Here is an 18,743-nt window from a genome sequence, read left to right on the forward strand (position 1 = left end):
CGCCGCTCAGTCGCCGATCATGTGGTGGCCGCCGTCCGCGTGCACGATCTCGCCGGTGGTGGCGGGCAGCCAGTCCGAGAGCAGCGCCACACACGTACGGGCGACCGGTTCGGCGTTCTGCGGATCCCAGCCGAGCGGGGCGCGGGCCGCCCAGCTCTTCTCGAAGGACGGGCCGTCGCCGCCGATCCCGCGTGCGGCCAGGGTACGCAGGGGGCCGGCCGCGACGAGGTTGGCCCGTATGCCCTGGCCCCCCAGATCGCGCGCCAGATAGCGGGAGCAGGCCTCCAGACCGGCCTTGGCGACGCCCATCCAGTCGTATCCGGGCCAGGCACGGGAGGCGTCGAAGTCGACGCCGACGACACTCGACCCGGGGCGGAGCAGCGGCCGGCAGGCCATGGCCAGTGACACCAGGGAGTACGTCGAGGTGTGCAGGGCGGCGGACACATCGCGCCACGGTGCGGTCAGGAAGCCGCCGTCCAGGCAGCCGGCGGGGGCGCCCGCGACGGAGTGCAGGACGCCGTCGAGGCCGTCGAGGTGCGCGCCGACGCGGTCGGCGAGGGTGCTGAGCTGGTCTTCGTCCGTGACGTCCAGCTCCACGACGGGGGGCTCTTCCGGCAGCCGCCGGGCGAGCCGGGCGACCAGGCTCGGCCGTCCGTAAGCGGTGAGGACGATCTTGGCGCCCTCTTCCTGGGCGAGGCGTGCCACCGCGTAGGCGATCGAGCTTTCGGTGATCACACCCGTGATGACCAGCTGCTTTCCGTCGAGCAGACCGCTCATGCGGTTCCTCCGTCTGACTCAGTCCGGACTTCGGAGTCACTGAAGTCAACTCAGAAGCTGTGTCCTGGCTTGGTCTTGAAAGGACGTCATTGACAACCTATCGGACCTCCAGTTGACTGGAATAGTCAAGTATAGTCAAAACAATGACTCTGGTGTCATGGAGGCGCGGACGTGACGCCGGAACAGAGAGGTGACCGTTATGACCGTCCCGACCGTCCCGACCCGCGAAGAGATCGTTGCGCAGCTCGCCGAGATCCTGCACGAGGTGGCCGGCGTGGTTCCGGCCGAGGTGACCGAAGAGAAGTACCTGGTCGAGGAGTTGGATGTGGACTCGCTCGCGATGGCCGAGGTCATCGTCGTGGCGGAGGAGCGCTTCGGGGTCGAGCTGCCCGAAGAGGAGATGAAGGGCATGCGCACGGTTTTGGACATAGTGATCCGGGTGGAGAAGCAGGCGGCGTCCTGAGGGCGGCCGCCGGCCGTGCGCTTCTGCCGGCCGTGCCGCACCGGCAGAAGCGCACCCCGCACGCAGGTGCCCCAGCGCGTGCACACCCGAGCGGGTGGGTGCTCGCGCAAGAAGGCGGCCCTGCAAAGGAGATGAATAACAGTCAGGTTGCCGCCGGCTGAAGAGCGAACGGCCCTCGGCTTGCGGCCACCCGGCGTTCACCGCGTCGCGGCGGGCCGCGGGGTGGCGAAATCTCGTAATGCCCCCGGGTAAAACGAAGTTGATTTTCGGTCGTCGCTTGTTGACGCAGGCATAGACCAGGGATACCTTGAAGATCTCCGGAGTGTAAATCAAATCGACTCAGTGCACTGCTTTCTCGGATGTGACCGTCCGGAAAGGAGACATGGTGCGAGGGGATCTATGCGGGGGGACCAGCCTTCCTGTGGCGCGCATTCGCTCAGCCATGACGGTGGACCGGCCAACGCGCCACAAACGGAGGCGAGTTGGGATGCGTCCCGCTCATCAGAATTAGCCGACGGTTTTCTGCATATATTCTCGAACGTACCCGTTGACATTCGACAGTCCGACTGTTTAACGGCATTTCTGGGCCGGCTGCTGCATTGTTCTCCCGGTGATATTCGGGTGTCCCGGGACGGCTTCGGACGACCGGTGTGCGCCGAACCGCCCGCCGCCGCCGGCCGGCGACCGGGCACCCGTTTTTGTCTCGACGCCGGTGCGGACACGGGCCGTCGGTTCCTGGCCCTGATCAGGGACCTCCCGGTGGCGCTGTCCGTACACACGGTGCCCCGGGGGCCGGTCGGCGAACTGCTGCTCCCCTTCACCCCGTTGGAGCGCGACTACGTCCAGGAGGCCCCGGCGGGCCGGCGGGGGCGGCGGCTTGCGTGGCTGTGGACCCGTAAGGAAGCGGCACTACGGCTGACCGGGCGCGGCGAGCTGGCCGCCGCCGACGCGATCGACGCGCTGAGCGGTGCGCGGGAGGGCACGATCGTGATCCCCGGATCCGCCGCGGGCCCCGGCGGCACGGCGTACGTCCGCGAACTGCCCGCGGGCCCGCAGACCGTGGCCTGCGCGGCGACCCCGGCCCCGGCACCCGGGGTCCGGATCTGGCGGGCGAACCCGCCGTGCGCGCCCGCCGGTGCCCACGGCGACGCACCAACCGAGGCGGGCAGCGCCTGGAGGGACGCCTAGAGAGGACGCCCGGAGGCAACGACTACCGGGGACGCCTGGAGCCAGACTCCCCCGAGCCCCGGCCACCGCCCTACGGCATGAGCACCGCGTGCGGATCAGGCCCCTCGCCCGTACGGCCGCCGGCGCTCAGTTCCCGCCAGCTCTCCAGCGCCAGCCGGAAGGCGCCGGCGTGCTCGTAGCCCTCGGCGGCCTCCTTGAAGTCGGCCTCCGCGGCCTCCGCGCCGCCGTCCGCGCGATGGGCGCGGGCGAGGTGGAGCAGCGCGCGGGCCCGGTCGAGGGGCGTCAGCCCGGCGGCGTCGGGATCGATCGCGGTGGCGTGCTCGGCGGCCGCCGCCGGCCGGTGGTGGCGCAGCGCACCGGCCGTCTCCAGGACGGCGAGCCAGGTCCTGGAGGCCGGGGTGTCGATGAGCGCGGCGGCCTGCCGGGCCCGCGCCAGCAGGGCGTCGGCCTCGTCCGCCGGGCCCGCGGCGAGGGCCAGCAGCGTACGGGCGCGGGCCAGTTGCAGCCGCAGCCGCACGCCGTCCGTCGCGGCGAGCAGTTCCTCCGCCTCGGCCAGCAGCTCCAGCGCCCGCTCCGGATGCCCGCCGAGGTACTGCGCCCCGGCCACCGCCCACAGCGCGCCGGCCCGCAGTTCACCGGCCGGGAGCGGGGTGACCTCCGCCTGCAGCTGTGCCCCGAGCTGTTCGGCGCGGCTCCACTCCCCGCTGTCGACGGACACCGACAGCAGCGCCATCCGGGCCTGCGCCCGCTCCGGGCGGCCGGGCTCCAGCTCGCCGGTGACGCGGACGGCCTCCTCGGCGAAGCGGACCCCGTCCGCGAGGCGGCCCGCGGCGCGCAGATGCTGGGCGAGTTCGACGGCGACCCGGGCGTGCAGCACCGGCGCGGAGCGGGTGAGCGGGTCGTCGAGGAGGTGGCGCAGTGCCGCTTCGTGGCGGGCCGGGTCGTCCAGCCGCCCGAGGACGGTGGCCAGTTCCCAGCGCGCCTCCCAGCGCACCTCGTCGTGACCGGTGCCGGCCTGCTCCACCACGGACTCCAACTGCCGCCGGGCGGCGGGCCAGTCACCGGCCAGCTGGCTGGAGCGGGCGGCCACCAACTGGCCGACCAGGCCCAGGCGCCGGGTCAGCCGGTCGCCGGGCTCGTCGGTGGCGCACAGTGCCTCGACCGTCGTGCCGAGGCGCTGGGCGAGGGACCGGGCGATCTTGGCGCCGGGGACTCTGCGGCCGTTCTCGACCAGCGAGACATAGCTGGGGGAGAGATCGTCCCCGGCGAGGTCCCCCTGGGACAGACCCTGAGAGCGCCGGACCTCCCGCACTCGCTTACCGAAAGCAGGCTGCTCAATCGTCAAGAAAATCGCTCGCAGTTGAGTGGGGCGGACGGACGGTGACGGGGGTACGGACGCTGCGGACAGACGGAACGCAATGACCGCGAGTCTACTCGTCGCAGGCCTGCTCAGGGGCGTTTGTGAACGACCCGGTTCCCCGCCGGAGTCATTTTTTGTCACTTTCGGAGCGTGGCATTCCCCTGGTTCGGGGAGGAGTATTACGACAGATGAGAGGTGGCCTCAGGGGGCTGACGCGGCGACAGGCAGCAGGGGGAAGGGGGCCGCGGACCGGCCGGGAGGGCGGCCGCTTGTCATATGAGGCAGTCGAGTGCAATGACTTTACTTGACAATAAATGACAGTTGGCTGACGCTGACCCTCCATGGACTACGCCCCGAGGAGGGACATATGAGCTCCGCTCCCGCATGGCCGACCGTGGCCGCCGAGCCGGAGGAGGACAGCACCGACAGCCGGCGTGTGGCGGCCGTGCACCGGGTCCGGGACTTCCTGGTGAACGACGCCGGTACCGTGCACCAGCTGCTGTGCGAGATCTCCACCCACCGCGCCGCGCGCTACGAGATCGAGTCGACCATCGCCACCCTCGACGGGGCCCTGGACGAGGTGGCCGCCCACCGGCCCGGCCGCGTCCCCCACCTGGCCGCCTTCATGCCGTCGAACGTCCTCCTCTACTCCTACGCCCTCTACCTCCTGGTCCCGTCGCTCTACACCGACCGGCTGGTCTTCCGCCCCTCCAGCCGGGTCAAGGACCAGATGCGCCGGCTGCACACCCTGCTCGCCGAGCGGCACCGCCTGCCGATCACCCTCACCTGCGCCAGCCAGCGGGAGTTCCTGCAGGAGCACGTCCGCCCCGCCGATGTCGTCGTCTTCACCGGCGCCTACGCCAACGCCGAGCAGATCCGCGCCCAGCTCTCCCCCGGGCAGCTCTTCCTCTTCCTCGGCTCCGGCGTCAACCCGTTCGTCGTCGCCCCGGGTGCCGATGTCGAGCGGGCGGTCCGCGACGCGATCGCCATCCGGGTCCTCAACACCGGTCAGGACTGCCTGGGCCCCGACTTGTTCAGCGTCCACGAGTCGCTGCTCGACCCGTTCGTCGACACCCTGGTCAGCGAGCTGAAGGGGCTGCGCTACGGCCCCTACTCCGACCCGGACGCCGACTTCGGGCCGATCTTCTACGAGAGCGCGCTGGAGGACGGCGCGCGGTTCCTCGCCCGCAACCACGGCGGCATCGTGCACGGCGGGCATGTCGACTTCCGCGGCCGGCGGCTCGATCCCACCGTCGTCGTCGGGCCGGAGGTCACCCCGCGCACGCACGTACCGGAGTTCTTCGCCCCGATCTTCCACGTCACCGGCTACCGCGACGAGGACGCGCTGGCCGCGACCCTCACCACGGGCATGTTCACCGAACGCGCCCTGGGCTCCAGCGTCTACGGCCACGCCCCCGGCCTCGTCGAGGCGCTGCGCCGGCGCACCACCGTCACCCTCGACACCACCCTGCTCTCCATCGACAACGGCAACGCCCCGTTCGGCGGCTACGGCCGGATGGCCAACTACATCGCCGACGGCGAGGACGTGCGGGCCGAACCCGTACTGATCTCCCAGGCCGTCGCCGCCCACCGGCCGGGAGCAGGACGATGACCCCCACCACCCACCCCACCGCCTGGGCCGCGATCGCCGACCACCTCCACCACCTGGGCACCGAGGTGGTGTTCGGGCTGCCCGGCGACGACATGGCGCTGCTCGGCGAGCTGGAGCGGTCCGACACCGAGGTGGTGCTCTGCCGCGACCAGCGCAACGCCCTGTTCATGGCGACCGGTTACGCGCTCGTCGCCGGCCGCCCCGGCGTCTGCGTGATCGGCAAGGGCCCGGCGCTGACCAACGCGCTCACCGGCGTCCTGGAGGCGCGCTCCGCCGCCGTGCCGCTGCTCCTCATCGCCGACGGCACCCGGCTCGACCGGCTCGGCACCGGCGCCTTCCAGGAGCTGGACCAGCTGACCGCGATCCGCCCGTACGTGAAGTGGGCGGCCCGCGTCGACCACCCCGAGCGGCTGCCCGGCGCCCTGGAGAAGGCCGCCGCGCTCGCCGTCAACGGTGCCCCGGGGCCGGTCTACCTGGAGCTCGCCGAGCAGATCGCCGCCGAACCGGTCACCCGCCACGGGCCGTGGCGCCCGGCCACGCCCCAGCGGCCCTCCCCCGACCCCGACGCGCTGGCCGCCACCGCCGCCCGGATCGCCGCGGCCGAGCGGCCGTTGCTGCTGGTCGGCGGCGGCGCCCGGCACCGCAACACCGGCCGCCGCATCGAGCGCTTCGCCGAACTGCTCGGCGCAGGGCTCTTCAGCACCGCCTCCGGCCGTGGCACGGTCGCCGAGGACCACCCGCTGCACTGCGGCGTCAGCGGTCTCTACACCGTCGCCCCGATGGACGCGCTGTGGCGCGAGGCGGACCTGGTCATCGCGCTGGGCAGCCGCCTGGAGGAGACCGCCACCTTCGGCTGGCCATCGGAGACGGCACAACTCCCGGTGATCCAGGCGGTGCTGGGCGAGGAGAATCTGTCCATGGAGCGGCCCGGCGGCCATGTGCTCGGGGACGCCGGACGGATCGTCGACGGCTGGGCGGAGCTGCTGTCCGGTCACCGGCCCACGGGCGACTGGCCGGCGCGGGTCCGTGCGGTGCGGGCCGCGCTGGAGCGGCGGGCGGCGGACCGCGCCGAGGAGGCCGCCAAGACGGTGGCCGAGGGGGCCGTGCCGGTCGCCCGGGTGCTGGCCGCCCTCGACCGCGCGCTGCCCGCGGACCGCGTCCTGGTCCAGGAGAACGGCCTGCAGGACATGTGGTCGTACTTCTTCCCGCACTGGTCGCTGGGGTCCGGCGGCGGTTCCGTGGTGCCCAGCGAGCAGACCCCGCTCGGCTTCGGCGCGGCCGCCGCGGTGGGCGTACGGCTGGCCGGACCGGCCGGGCGGCCGGTGGTCGCGGTGGTCGGCGACGGCGCCTTCAACCTCTTCCGCGGCGAGCTGCCCACCGTCGCCGACGCGGGCGTCGCCGTGCTCTACGTCGTCCTCGACAACGGCGGTTACGGCTGGCTGCAGTCCAACCTCGACCGGGTCTCGCCGGGCGGCTCGCGCTTCGCCTTCACCCGGCCTGGCCCGACCGGCACCGAGGGCCTGGCCGGCGCCTACGGCCTGGGCTACCGGCGGGTGACGGACGCCGACGAGCTGCCCGGGGCGCTGGCCGACGCCTGGCGGCAGGTCGCGGCCGGAACCACCGCCGTGGTCGAGGTGGCGACCGCGCTCGCCGACACCCCGCCCGGGATGACCGCCGCCGCGGGGGACTTCCCGGAGCGGGAGGGACACCAGGGCTGAGGGGGCCGTGGGGGCCATGGCGGCTGCCGGGCAGTCAAGGCCTGTCGGCCCGGGGCCGGTGGGCGGCGGACAGCGGGCAGTGGACAGCGGACGGTGGGCGGCACCGGGAAGGTGCGGCCCCGACGGGGAGGTCGCGTGCCCGGCTCCCTCCGGCCCGGGGGTGCCGGAGGGAGCCGGGCACGACTTCTTCGTACGGAGGGAGCCACGCCGAGGGCGTGCCAGGGAGGCGCTCGACTCCGTACGGATCGGTGTCAGGTCTTGGTGCGGAACTTGGCGACGGCCACCGGGGCGGTGAGGGCGGTCAGCCCCACCGACCACACCAGCGTCCAGAGCACCGGGCCGGCCACCGGGCCCTCGCCCAGGGCGAGTCCGCGGGCCGCGTCGGCCATATGGGTCAGGGGGTTGAAGCGGGTGAAGGTGTACAGCCAGTCCGGCATGGTCGAGGGCGGTACGAAGATCGAGGAACCGAACTCCAGCGGGGTCAGCACCAGGACCGAGAGCCCCTGGATGGCCTGTGCGGTGCGCAGGGTCAGGCCCAGCAGCATGAAGGTCCACACCAGCGAGGTGCCGAACACGGCGGTCAGGGCGGTCGCGGCCAGCAGGCCCGGCCAGTGCCCGGCGACGTCGAAGCCGAGCAGCGCGCCGACGAGCAGCAGCACCGTGATGGCCACCAGCATCCGGCCGGTCTCCACCACCACCTTGGCCACCAGCACCGGGGAGCGGCCGATGGGCATCGTGCGGAAGCGGTCCATCACGCCCGTACGGAAGTCGTCGTTGACGCCGACGCCCACGGCCATGGCGATGGTCATGCCGAGGATCACCATCAGGCCCGGCACCAGGAAGGCGGTGTACCGCACACGGTTCCCGCCGGGGTCGACCGCGCCGCCCAGGACGAAGACGAACAGCACGGTCAGCACCACCGGCATCAGCAGCGCGTCGGTCATCGCCGCCGGGTTCTGCCGGATCTGGAGGAGGTTGCGGCGGACCAGCGCGCCGGTGTGCCGGGCGCTCGCCCGTAGTGTGATCCGGCCCTCGTCGGGCACGGGGGCGGACGGTCCGGAGCGGGGCAGGGTCTGCGCGGATGCCACGACAGCTCCTCGGGTCAGGCCCTGGTGCGGCGCTCGTCGAGCCACTTCTGCCAGTACGTGCGGCGGTCGCTGTCGGGGTGGGCGACGATGATGTCGCCGAGGACGGCGGTGCCGGTGATGCGTACGAGCGGGGTGATGGCTTCCGGGCCGGCGTGCGCCCGGGTCAGGTCGCGCACGTCCCCGAGGACCTGGCTGCAGTTCATCTCGACCCGGACGCCCTCGGGGAGCAGCAGGTGCACATCGCCGACGATCGCACGGGCCGCGATGGTCAGTTCGCCGGTGGACGGCGCCGGGGAGGCGCACAGGTCCAGGGTGAGGTCCCCGAAGACCGCGGTCGCCTCGATGCCGTGTTCCAGGACGGGGGCGCGGTGGACGAGGTCGCCGAAGGCGGCACGGAAGGTGCGCGCTCCCGCCGGACCCGACGGGCCTGCTTGCGGGGGCGTCACCTGCGGCAGGTCGTCGCCGACGGACAGCAACTCCGTGCGGGTACGGGCCAGGTAGGCGGCCTCGGACCGTTCGGCCAGCTCCTCCAGGGTTAACCGGCCTTCCACGGCGGCCTCTCTGAGCCGTTCGACCATGTTCTCGCGCTCGGCGTCGGAGGCCAGCACCGAGGGCGACGAGGGGGAAGGGGGCGCCGGATTCTTCTGCAGATCCGGGCGTGGGGGCTGCGTCATGGGTGGTGCCTCCGCGGAGTCCGGCGGTGGTGGGGCGCTTGATGCCTCATCCGACCACGGCACCCGCGGGGTGTGCATCGCCGTGCGGTAGTACATCGAAAGGTTGACCCACGGCCCCGCGGCACACAGTTCGGTGTACCCGGCAGCCGGTTTTTCGGTGGGCGCACCGGCCTCTCGGCGCGGCGCCGGACGCAATGCACCGAGGGCATCGAAATGATCTCGGCGGACTCGGTGAAGGCCCGGGGGAGGAATCCGAATATTGGTCGACTTCTTCTTGACTGCTTGGTAAAGTGCCGACCACTCATTGTGACTCGGCGATTTGATGCAGCCGGCCGGGATCATCCGTCGTCCGAAATCCGGAGGGTTTGTCGAATGCCTGAGCTGGCGGACACCGGGAGGAGAATCAAAGAGCTCCGGGTCGGCGCCGGTATGACACAGCACGACCTCGCCGGGCCCGACATGTCATCCAGCTACATCTCGTTGGTGGAACGCGGGAAGCGTATTCCCAGCGGCCGGGCACTCAAGATCCTGGCGGAACGCCTCGGCGTGGGCGTGGAGGAAATATCCGGTACCACCGGGCAAGCCGAAACCACCGGCCGGGTCCGCAGGCTCGACCTCGTCGGGCGATTGGTGGCGGCGCGCAGGCAATGGGACGGCGGTGACGCCGAGGGTGCGCTGTCCGAATTCCGCGCACTGGCCGAGCGGGAACCGTCCGGCCGGCCGGACGACGTATTTACCGAGGCGCAGCTCGCCATTGCCGAAATACTGGGCACGCTCGGCCGCGCCGACGAGGGCGCACAGGTCCTGCTGCGGATGCTGGCGGCGCCGGACCCCGTGCCGTACGCCGACTCCCGGCTGCGCGCTCTGATCGCGCTGGCCGATCTGCTGGAATCGGCCGGCCGGGTCCAGGACGGGCTGCGCCACGCGCTCACCGGCTCCCTCGCCTGCGAAGGCCGCGGCCCCGAGACCGGGTTCCACTCGCTGCTGGCCCGCGAAGTGCTCACCCGCTGCGCGTACTGGAGCGGCTGCCCCGACTGGGCTCCCGGCGGCGATCAGGTCCGGCCCCCGGCGGACGGCGTGCTCCCCGGGCCGCACGCCGCCATCGCGCTGCACCGGGCGCTCGACCTGGCCGACCGGGGCGAGGCGGAGCGCGCCGCCGCCCTGCTGGGGGAGTGTGCGCGCCGGGTGACCCCGGCCGCCGGCTTCCCGCTCTGGGAGAAGATCAACGGCCGGTACGCCCTGCTGTTGCTGCAGCGGGGCGAGACGGAAGCGGCCCACAGCTTCGTCGAGCGGGGGCTGGTGGTGGCCTCGGTGGCGCAGGAACCGGAGTTCCCGCTGTGGCTCACGGCCGCCGATGCGGTCCGTGCGGAGGCGGCCGGTGACACCGACCGCCTCTTCGCGCTGGGCGAGCGGCTGGCCGCGCTGCCCGATACCGGCCGCAGTCATGAGAAGGCCGCCGCGCTCGGTGAGATCGCGGCGGCATGTGAGCGGGTGGGGGACCGGGAAAGGGCGGCCGGGTACTTCCGGTATTCCGCGGAACTGTTCCGCGGGGCCCAGGCGTACCGGCACGCCGAGCGGGCCCGGGAACGGCTGACGGCTCTCCTCGAAAAACGGGACTGACGGCACCGGGGCCGTGTCCCGCTGTGGTGCAATGCCACTCTTGCGCGCAATGCGCGTTTATTTATTAGCTTTCTTTCCCAATCCCAGGAGCGCGAACAAGGCCTCCGCGCCGCCGATGATCGCCAGGATCAGCCCGGCCTTGTGAAGCGAGACGATCGGGGTCTCCACTTCCTTTGTGGTCAGCCACAGGACCAGACCTGCGATCGCCAGCACAATGCCTACGGCAATACCCTTCATGAGTTCCCCTCGTTCCCTGTGATGTGTCGGAGCGCGTTGTACGGACCAGCGTCCCGCCCAGCCGGCGCATTCGGATCATCCGCAGGTAGGCACTTTCCGTCCCGCCGTCTGTCACTTTCTATGTACTCCCGGGCCTGCCGGGGGGAGGCGAAGGGGCCCCGGACGGGGTGGTGCGGGGCCGCCGGGCAGGCAGCAGGAGTGGGGTGGTGGGCGGCAGGAGTGGGGTGGCGAGCGGGGTGGTGACCCCGGGGTGCCCCTGCCCCGGCCGGGTCCTCCACTCCCGCCGCACGGGCGCCGGTGCCCCCGTCGAACAGCAGTCACATGTGGGGTCAGTCAATTTTAGTGACTCTGCGAGTCATGCAGCTGAGAGCGTTTTCGCTGGTACGAGGCCTGGTCCTGGTGGACTGTGGGGTGATCCGTGGAGTGGCGGCTGACTGCCTTCCGGGCGAACCGTTGACAGGGCAATGACTCACCTGTCATGTTTCTGGTCATGAGGACGCCCTGAGCGTGACAACGGGGCAGGAAATCAGGAGGCGGGTTTCATGGAGTTGCGCACGGATCGGCGACGCGTGGTCGTCACCGGCTGCGGCGTGGTGTCCCCCGTGGGAAACACCACCGCGGACTTCTGGGCCGCTCTTCTCGCCGGCCGTAGCGGCGTCCGCCCCGTGACCCGCTTCGACGTCTCCGGCCTTCCGGTCCGTATCGGCGGCGATGTCACCGGCTTTGACACGACCGGTTACCTCACCCCGCAGGAAGCCCGGCGCAGCGACCGCTTCACGCAGTACGCGGTGGTCGCCGCGGCGCAGGCGATGCGGGCCGCCGGCCTGGAGGAGCAGGCGGGAACCGACCCGCACCGCTTCGCCGCGGTGATCGGCTCCGGCTACGGCGCCGCCCATGCGATCCAGCAGCAGTACGACGTCCTGAAGGGACAGGGCCCGCGCCGGGTCTCCCCGTACCACTCGGTCCTCACCGCCATCGACCACCCGGCGAGCCTGCTGTCGATCAAGTACGGCATCAGCGGCCCCAGTTGCGCGGTCTCCGCGGCCTGCGCCACCGGCGCGGTGGCCCTCGGCGAGGCGACCGAGCTGATCCGCAGCGGCCGCGCCGACCTCGCCCTGGCCGGCGGCACCGACGACGCCCTCACTGCCGTCGACCTCGCCGGCACCGCCAACGCCCAGGCGCTCTCCCGCCGCAACGACGACCCCGAAGGCGCCAGCCGGCCCTTCGACCGGGACCGCGACGGGTTCGTGATGGCCGTCGGCGCCACCGTCCTGATGCTGGAGGAGGCCGGCCACGCCGAACGCCGCGGCGCGGAGATCCTTGCCGAGGTGGCCGGCTACGCCGCCACCACCGACGCCCACCACGCCACCGCCCCCGACCCGACCGGCGCCGGAGCCGTCCGCGCGATGCGCGGCGCGCTCGCCGACGCCGGCCTCGCCCCCGAGGACGTCGGCCAGGTCAGCGCCCACGGCACCGGCACCCTCCTGAACGACCGCATCGAGGCGGCGGCGCTGCGCCAGGCGCTCGGCCCCGACCATCTGAGCCGTACACCGGTCACCGCGGTCAAGAGCATGACCGGGCACATGCTCGGCGCCTCCGGAGCCGCCGAGGCCGCCGCCGCGGTGCTGTCCCTCCGGGACCGCAAGATCCCGCCGGTCCGCAACTGCGACCACCCCGCGGAAGAAGACCTCGACCTGGTCCTCAAGGGCGCCCGTGACTGGGACGGCGATGTGGTGCTGAGCAATTCCTTCGGCTTCGGCGGCCACAACGCCGTCCTCGTACTGACCCGCTACACGCGCTGACGACCCGCTCCACGCACCGATGACGCGCTCCACGTGCCCGACGACCCGCTCCACCCGCTGACGATCCGCCAACCCGCTGAGGAGGGAAACGCACCGTGCAGGGACGACTGGTGACCTTGGAATGGCCCGGCGACGACGACTGGGCGGCGATCGCCTCCTGGCTGCGGCCCGGCTCGCCGGCCGCCGTGCTCAGCGGGGACTGGGAGCTGCTGGGCGCCGCCGAGGTCGAGCAGGCCAACCGCTCCGGCCGGGTCCACCACCTGGTGATCCGCACCAAGGACGGCGAGCGCATCGGCACCGTCAGCTACCAGCGCTCCGGCCGGATCGGCGGCTTCACCGTCGGGGGCGCGATCGGCTCGCCCGAGCTGTGGCGCCGCGGCTACGGCGCGGAGGCCGTCGTCCTGCTTGTCGACTACCTCTTCCACCAGCTCGACGCGCACCGCGTGCAGGTCACCACCGCCGGCTACAACAAGGGCGTCATCCGGCTGATGACGAAGACCCCGTTCGTGGTCGAGGGCATCCTGCGTGACCACTGCTACCTCGACGGGCGGTACCACGACGCGATCGTCTGGGGCCTGCTGCGCGACGAGCACTACGCCTCGCTCGAGCCCAGTGAGGACAACCGCGTCCTGGCCGTCGGCCTCGCCGACTTCCTCTCCGACGACGACAAGATCCAGGCCCGCGCCGTGCTCGCCGAACACCTGGCGACCGGCCGCCGCACCGCACTCGACGCCTACCTGGACGGGGCCGCCGAGCCCGGCCGGCCGGCCGCGTCGCTCGCCGCGGAAACCGGGGCCGTCGAAACCGCCGGAACCGCCGGAACCGCCGGGGCCGATCCGCTCGCCGCCGCGTTCACCGAGCCCACCGCACCGCCGCCCGCCGGGGCCGGCGCCCCCGCCCCCGCCCGGGGTGCCGCATGAGAGACGGCGCCGAGAGCTTCGCCCTGGCCGACCGGACCTTCTTCGACTGGCCCGGCAACTGGGACCTGGAGGCCACCCGCTTCCCCGCCCCGCCGCTGCCCGACGGCTGGCGGCGCGAGGACAATGAGGCCTGGACCTTCTGCCGCCCGCCCGAGGACCAACTCCCGGACCAGGGCTGGAAGATCCACGTCAGCGCGGCACCGGACGACGCCGTCCGCACCCTCGCCGATGTCGCCCGCTACTGCAGCCGGCACGGCATCGCCTTCAAGTACCTCAAGAGCGCCAACGTGCTGCGCGCCCTGAGCCGCAAATACGCCCAGCGCTCCTCGGCCGGCAAGCTGCTGACCGTCTACCCGGTGGACGACGCCGAGTTCGCCCGCACCCTCGAAGGGCTCGATGCCCTCGTCGGCGGCCGGCCCGGCCCGTACGTCCTCACCGACCTGCGCTTTCGGCAGGGCCCGCTCCACGTACGCTACGGCGGCTTCCGCACCCACTACATGGAAGACACCGACGGCGAGCTGGTCACCGCCCTCCACCGCCCCGACGGCACCCCGGAGCCGGACCGCCGCACCCCGGTCTTCCACACCCCCGACTGGGTCGGGCTGCCGGACGTGCTCAAGGACTCGCTGGCCGCCCGGCAGGCGCTGGACGACTTCCCCTACCGGATCACCGGGGCGCTGCAGTTCTCCCACGGCGGCGGTGTCTACCGCGCCGTCCCGACCCGCGCCGACGCCCCCGGCGCGGGGGAGGCCGGCGTCGTCCTCAAGGAGGGCCGTCCCTACTCCGGCACCGACGGCACCGGCCGCGACGCGGTCAGCCGGATCACCCACGAGCACCGGATGCTGCAGCGGCTGGCGGGGATGCCCGGCATCCCGCGCACCTTCGGCACCTTCCAGGTCCGCGACCACCTCTTCCTGGTGCTGGAGGACATCGCAGGACAGGACTTCCAGACCTGGCTCGCCGCCCATCACCCGCTGACCGTCCCCGACCCCGACGAGCAGGCCGTCGCGCACTACCGTGACCGCGCCCTGGCCCTCTTCGGCCGGATCGAGGCGCTGGTCGCCACGGTGCACGGCCGCGGCATCCGGATCGGGGACCTGCACCCGGGCAACCTCATCATCAGGCCCGGTGACGTACCGGTCCTCATCGACTTCGAGGTGGCCGACGAGCTCGACCGGGCCACCCCCAGCAGCCTCGGCGCCCCCGGGTTCCACCGCGCCGACGCGACCGGCGCGGACGGCGACCACTACGCACTCGCCGCCATCGGACTGTGGCTCTTCCTGCCGCTGGCCGCCCTCGGCGGGCTCGCCCCGGACAAGGCGTCCGCGCTGCTGAGCGCCGCGGCCGAGCGGTTCGGGCTGCCGGACGCGCTGGTGGCCCGGCTGGCTCCGCAACTGGCCCCCAACGACAACACGACCTCCACGCTCCGCTCCTCTCCGGGCACCTTCCCACCCACCGATGTGCTGGTCTCCCTCGCCCGCGGGCTGCGCGACAGCGCCACCCCGCACCGCTCCGACCGGCTGTATCCCGGCGGCTTCGAGCAGTTCGTCGAGGGCGGCGCGGGCTTCGGACACGGCGCCGCCGGCGTCCTGTGGGCCCGGCACACCGCCCTCGGCGAATGCGACGAACAGGGCGTGGCCTGGCTGCGCGCCGCCGTCGACCGGGTCCCCGCCGAGCGGACCGGCTTCTACGACGGCCTGCACGGAATGGCCTACGTCTTACGGCAGCTGGGCGACGACGAGGCGGCCCTGCGGGCCCTGGACCGGGCGGCGGACAAGCTCTCCGTACGCCACTGCCCCAGCCTCTACCGCGGTCTGTCCGGCGTCGGCCTGAACCTGCTGCACTTCGCCGGCGCGCTCGACAGCGCCGACCTGCGCCGACAGGCCCTTTGCCTCGCCGACCGGGTCACCGAGCGGCTGACCGCCGCCCGCGCCGAACCCGTCGAGCGCCGCCGCCGGCGCGGCTCGAAGGACGCCGCCGGCCTGATGTACGGCTGGTCGGGCGCCGCGCTCTTCCTCCTGGCCGCCCACCGCGCCACCGGGGACCCCGCGTTGCTGGACGAGGCGGTCCACGCCGTCCACCGCGACCTCGACCGGTGCGCACCGGGACCGCAGCACACCCTCCAGGTGGACGAGGGCTTCCGGCTCCTGCCCTACCTGGACAACGGCAGCGCCGGTATCGCCCTGGTGGCGGCCGAACTGCTCCGGGTGCGCGACGACGACCGGATCCGCGCGGCGCTGCCCGCCCTGCTGCGCGCCTGCGCCGCCGACTTCGTCATCGAGTCGGGGCTGCTGGGCGGCCGCGCGGGCCTGCTCGCCACCCTGGCGGTGCTCCGCGACCGGGTGCCGCTCTCCCCGGACGCCGGGGAGCGGCCGGACGGCCCCGCGCTGAGCGGCCCAGCCGTCGACCGGTATCTGCGCCGCCATCTGACCCGGCTCGGCCAGCACGCCCTGACCTGGCACGGCGCGACGGTCTTCCCCTGCGACGGCCGCGCCCGGATCTCCATGGGCCTGGCCGACGGCGGCGCCGGCGTCCTGCTGGCGCTCTCCGCCACCGAACGGGGCACCCCGCTGCTCCCGTTCCTCACCGACTCGCGCCTCGCGGCGGCCGTTCATCCGGCCGCCCCGGGACGCGCCGGCGGCGCCCACCGCGCCGCCACCCCCACCGCCCCGTCCGGGGCAGCGGGCACTACGCACCGCGGAAGGGAGGTGTCGTAGATGACCATCATGGACCTTCAGGGCCTGGAGGTGCCGGGCGAGCGTGACGCCCAGGCGCTCGGCTCGACGATCAGCGGCGGCTGCTGACGCGACGCCGGGCGGACCGTGCACCTGTCATGCACGGCCCACCGGCTCCAGGTGTCCCGCAACGGCACCTGGCACATCAGCACCGTGATTCCGCACCACGACGAGTCCCCGGGAGGAGGTGTCGTAGATGACCATCATGGACCTTCAGGGCCTGGAGGTGCCGGGCGAGCGTGACGCCCAGGCGCTCGGCTCCACCATCAGCGGCGGCTGCTGACACAGCCGGCCACACGGTGTGCGTATTCCACCACGCGCCGTGTATCTCACCGTACACATGTCCACCGATCCGCGGAAGGGAGGTGTCGTAGATGACCATCATGGACCTTCAGGGCCTGGAGGTGCCGGGCGAGCGTGACGCCCAGGCGCTCGGCTCCACGATCAGCGGCGGCTGCTGACACGGCGCCCGGCGGCCCCCTGCTACGGCACGGGCCGCCGGGCCCCTGTGTTCGGCGGCGTCCGCGCCACCCCAACACACCCCATGGACCACGGCCGTTGGACGGAGGCCAGGTGAACGACCCGGTGGGCCCGGCCCGCTCCCTGTGTCTCATCGGCTGCGGTCCGCGCGGCGCCTCGATCGTCGAGCGGATCCTCGCCAACGTCCCCGCCCTGTACGGCGACCGGCCCCTGGACCTGCACATCGTCGACCCGTACCCACCCGGCGCGGGCCGCACCTGGCGCACCGACCAGCCCGGTCTGCTGTGGATGAACTCCGCCGCCGAGCAGGTCACGATGTACCCCGACGAGAGCGTGGCGTGCGCCGGGCCGCCGCGCCCCGGCCCCACCACCGCCGGCTGGCTCGACGCCCCGCTGCACGACGGCGCCTACGCCGCCCGCCGCGACCAGGGCCGCTATCTGCGGCACTTCTTCGAGACCGTCACCCGCGAGCGGCCCGCCTCGGTGCGGCTGTTCGTCCACCGGGCGCGGGCGGTCGACCTGCGGCGCACGCCCGCCGGGGCGGCACCGGGCGGGCGGGGCCGCCAGCAGGTGATCCTCGATTCCGGCCAACCGCCCTTCCTCGCCGACCGGGTGGTGTTCGCCCAGGGCCATGCGGACACCCTCGCCGTCCCCGCACCGGCCGGCCTGACCCGGATCGGCCCCGGCCCCGCCGACCCGGCGGCGCTGGCGGCCGTCCCGCCCGGCGCGCGGGTACTGGTCCGCGGCCTGGGCCTGGTCTTCATCGACTGCCTGGCGCTGCTGACGGAGGGCCGCGGCGGCCGCTTCGTCCGCCCCGCCCCCGGCGGCCCGCTGCGCTACGTGCCGTCCGGCCGTGAGCCCCGGCTGTACGCGGGCTCCCGGCGTGGCGTCCCCCTGCCGCCCAAACCGGCGTATGCGCCACCGGCCGCGCCCGGGGCAGCCCCCGGCACCCCGGCAGCCCCCGGCACCCCGGCAGCCCCCGCCGCCCCGCGCTTCGCCACCGTCGACGCCTGCCGGGCCGTGCTGTCCCGGCCCGGCGCCTCCTTCGGCGGCGAGGTGTGGCCGCTGGTGGTGGCCGAACTGGGCTGGTGCCACTACCGCGCCCTCTTCGCCGGGCAGCCCGCCCGTACCCGCATGAGCTGGCCGGATTTCGACGCCCAGTACGCCCTGCTGCACCCCGATGCCGACCGGCTGGCCAAGCTCGCCCGCGAGGCGGTGCCCGACCCCGCCGACCGCCTCGACCTGGACCGGCTGGCCGCCCCGCTGGCCGGCCGGCGGTTCGCCGGCCCCGACGACCTCCAGCACCGCCTGCGCGGCCTGCTCGCCGAGGAGCTGCGCCGCCGCACCGGCCCCGCGAGCGGTGTCGCCACCGCCCTGGTCGACGGCCTGCAGCGGGCCGGCGCGGTCATCGAGGAGCTGTGGCGCTCCGGCGAGCTGTCCGCCGGCCAACTGGCCGAGGCACTGAACCGCTTCGCACTCGGCACGTACCTCAGCTCGGGGCCGCCACCGCTGCGCGCCGAGCAGCTGCTGGCGCTGGCCGAGGCGGGCGTGGTGACGTTCGTGGGCCCCGGGATGCGGGTGGCGGCCGTGCCTGGCGACGGGGGCGTGCCTGGCGACGGGGGCGTGGAGGGACACGGGGGCGTGGAGGGACCCGGGGGCGTGCTGGGAGACCGGGCCTTACCCGGAGACGAGGCCGTGGGCGGTGCCCCGCGCCGTGCCGTCTTCCGCGCGGTCAGCCCCGCCCTCCCCGGCACCGTGTACGAGGCGGACATCCTCCTCGACGCCCGGCTGGTGGCGCCCGAGCCCGGCCGGGTGACCGATCCTCTGCTGCGTGCCCTGCTGTCCCGGGGCGAACTGGTCCAGGAGGGGCCCGAGGACGGCGCGGCCGGCATGCTGCGGCTGTCCGGCGCTGACCTGCACCCGGTCGACTCGACCGGCACCGTGCACCACGACCGGACCATCGCCGGACCGGCCCAGTTCCCCCGCCCGCAGACCAACGCCGTCTACTTCCGCCAGAACGACGCGATCGCCCGCGGCCTGCTCGCCGACGGCTGAGCGCGGGCCGCCCG

Annotated in this window: 17 protein-coding genes; 12 read left to right on the forward strand and 5 right to left on the reverse strand. The window is 73.2% G+C overall.

Features of this window, described 5'->3' with window-relative positions:
• Positions 1 to 6 precede the first annotated feature (6 nt).
• A complete protein-coding gene (fabI, locus tag ABZ851_RS03135) occupies positions 7 to 777 on the reverse strand; it encodes an enoyl-ACP reductase FabI (protein WP_336047397.1) in 771 nt (256 codons plus the stop codon).
• Positions 778 to 976: 199 nt separating this feature from the next.
• Here fabI and ABZ851_RS03140 point away from each other — a divergent pair, with 199 nt between their 5' ends.
• Together ABZ851_RS03140 and ABZ851_RS03145 are read left to right on the forward strand one after the other, a co-directional pair.
• Positions 977 to 1,240: an acyl carrier protein gene (locus ABZ851_RS03140; RefSeq protein ID WP_361121284.1), complete on the forward strand. Its 264-nt coding sequence runs from the start codon at positions 977 to 979 to the stop codon at positions 1,238 to 1,240.
• Between the two features lie 759 nt (positions 1,241 to 1,999).
• The gene (locus tag ABZ851_RS03145; RefSeq protein WP_361121287.1) at positions 2,000 to 2,428 is read left to right on the forward strand and encodes a 4'-phosphopantetheinyl transferase superfamily protein; all 429 of its coding nucleotides are present in this window, start codon (positions 2,000 to 2,002) and stop codon (positions 2,426 to 2,428) included.
• 70 nt (positions 2,429 to 2,498) lie between these two features.
• Here the strand turns inward: ABZ851_RS03145 and ABZ851_RS03150 are convergent, their stop codons facing one another.
• The gene (locus ABZ851_RS03150; protein WP_361121290.1) at positions 2,499 to 3,740 is read right to left on the reverse strand and encodes a helix-turn-helix transcriptional regulator; all 1,242 of its coding nucleotides are present in this window, start codon (positions 3,738 to 3,740) and stop codon (positions 2,499 to 2,501) included.
• A gap of 415 nt (positions 3,741 to 4,155) precedes the next feature.
• Here ABZ851_RS03150 and ABZ851_RS03155 point away from each other — a divergent pair, with 415 nt between their 5' ends.
• Entirely contained in the window at positions 4,156 to 5,400 is a 1,245-nt protein-coding gene (locus ABZ851_RS03155) for an aldehyde dehydrogenase family protein (protein WP_361121293.1), read from the forward strand.
• The gene (locus ABZ851_RS03160; protein ID WP_361121296.1) at positions 5,397 to 7,118 is read left to right on the forward strand and encodes a thiamine pyrophosphate-binding protein; all 1,722 of its coding nucleotides are present in this window, start codon (positions 5,397 to 5,399) and stop codon (positions 7,116 to 7,118) included. The genes ABZ851_RS03155 and ABZ851_RS03160 overlap by 4 nt, the downstream gene beginning before the upstream one ends.
• A 251-nt stretch (positions 7,119 to 7,369) precedes the next feature.
• Here ABZ851_RS03160 and ABZ851_RS03165 read toward each other — a convergent pair whose 3' ends face one another.
• Together ABZ851_RS03165 and ABZ851_RS03170 are read right to left on the reverse strand one after the other, a co-directional pair.
• Positions 7,370 to 8,206, reverse strand: a complete 837-nt coding sequence (locus tag ABZ851_RS03165; RefSeq protein ID WP_361121299.1) for an ABC transporter permease — start codon at positions 8,204 to 8,206, stop codon at positions 7,370 to 7,372.
• A gap of 14 nt (positions 8,207 to 8,220) precedes the next feature.
• On the reverse strand, positions 8,221 to 8,880 hold the full coding sequence (locus ABZ851_RS03170; protein WP_336047390.1) for a DUF1707 domain-containing protein: 660 nt from the start codon (positions 8,878 to 8,880) through the stop codon (positions 8,221 to 8,223).
• A gap of 372 nt (positions 8,881 to 9,252) precedes the next feature.
• Here ABZ851_RS03170 and ABZ851_RS03175 point away from each other — a divergent pair, with 372 nt between their 5' ends.
• Positions 9,253 to 10,500 carry a helix-turn-helix transcriptional regulator gene (locus ABZ851_RS03175; RefSeq protein WP_361121303.1) on the forward strand — a complete coding sequence of 416 codons (1,248 nt, stop codon included), beginning with the start codon at positions 9,253 to 9,255 and terminating at the stop codon, positions 10,498 to 10,500.
• 57 nt (positions 10,501 to 10,557) lie between these two features.
• On the opposite strand, the gene ABZ851_RS03180 is transcribed toward ABZ851_RS03175, so the two are convergent.
• A complete protein-coding gene (locus tag ABZ851_RS03180) occupies positions 10,558 to 10,737 on the reverse strand; it encodes a DUF5708 family protein (RefSeq protein ID WP_088798687.1) in 180 nt (59 codons plus the stop codon).
• A 542-nt stretch (positions 10,738 to 11,279) separates the two neighbouring features.
• Here ABZ851_RS03180 and ABZ851_RS03185 point away from each other — a divergent pair.
• From ABZ851_RS03185 to ABZ851_RS03215, 7 genes are all read left to right on the forward strand, one after another.
• Positions 11,280 to 12,539, forward strand: coding sequence for a beta-ketoacyl-ACP synthase II (locus tag ABZ851_RS03185; protein ID WP_361121308.1), 1,260 nt, complete (start codon positions 11,280 to 11,282; stop codon positions 12,537 to 12,539).
• A gap of 95 nt (positions 12,540 to 12,634) precedes the next feature.
• Positions 12,635 to 13,459, forward strand: a complete 825-nt coding sequence (locus ABZ851_RS03190) for a GNAT family protein (protein WP_361121311.1) — start codon at positions 12,635 to 12,637, stop codon at positions 13,457 to 13,459.
• Positions 13,456 to 16,176, forward strand: coding sequence for a class III lanthionine synthetase LanKC (gene lanKC / locus ABZ851_RS03195; protein WP_361121314.1), 2,721 nt, complete (start codon positions 13,456 to 13,458; stop codon positions 16,174 to 16,176). The genes ABZ851_RS03190 and lanKC overlap by 4 nt, the downstream gene beginning before the upstream one ends.
• Before the next feature lie 9 nt (positions 16,177 to 16,185).
• Positions 16,186 to 16,263, forward strand: coding sequence for a hypothetical protein (locus tag ABZ851_RS03200; protein WP_358463345.1), 78 nt, complete (start codon positions 16,186 to 16,188; stop codon positions 16,261 to 16,263).
• 136 nt (positions 16,264 to 16,399) lie between these two features.
• The gene (locus ABZ851_RS03205; protein ID WP_358463345.1) at positions 16,400 to 16,477 is read left to right on the forward strand and encodes a hypothetical protein; all 78 of its coding nucleotides are present in this window, start codon (positions 16,400 to 16,402) and stop codon (positions 16,475 to 16,477) included.
• A gap of 100 nt (positions 16,478 to 16,577) precedes the next feature.
• Positions 16,578 to 16,655 carry a hypothetical protein gene (locus tag ABZ851_RS03210; RefSeq protein ID WP_358463345.1) on the forward strand — a complete coding sequence of 26 codons (78 nt, stop codon included), beginning with the start codon at positions 16,578 to 16,580 and terminating at the stop codon, positions 16,653 to 16,655.
• 112 nt (positions 16,656 to 16,767) lie between these two features.
• Positions 16,768 to 18,729 (forward strand): FAD/NAD(P)-binding protein, encoded by a 1,962-nt coding sequence (locus ABZ851_RS03215; RefSeq protein WP_361121317.1) that lies wholly within the window; start codon positions 16,768 to 16,770, stop codon positions 18,727 to 18,729.
• Positions 18,730 to 18,743: the final 14 nt, after the last annotated feature.

Origin of the sequence: Streptomyces sp. NPDC047049, from assembly GCF_040643995.1 — a bacterium.
In the GTDB taxonomy this organism is placed as follows: domain Bacteria; phylum Actinomycetota; class Actinomycetes; order Streptomycetales; family Streptomycetaceae; genus Streptomyces; species Streptomyces mooreae.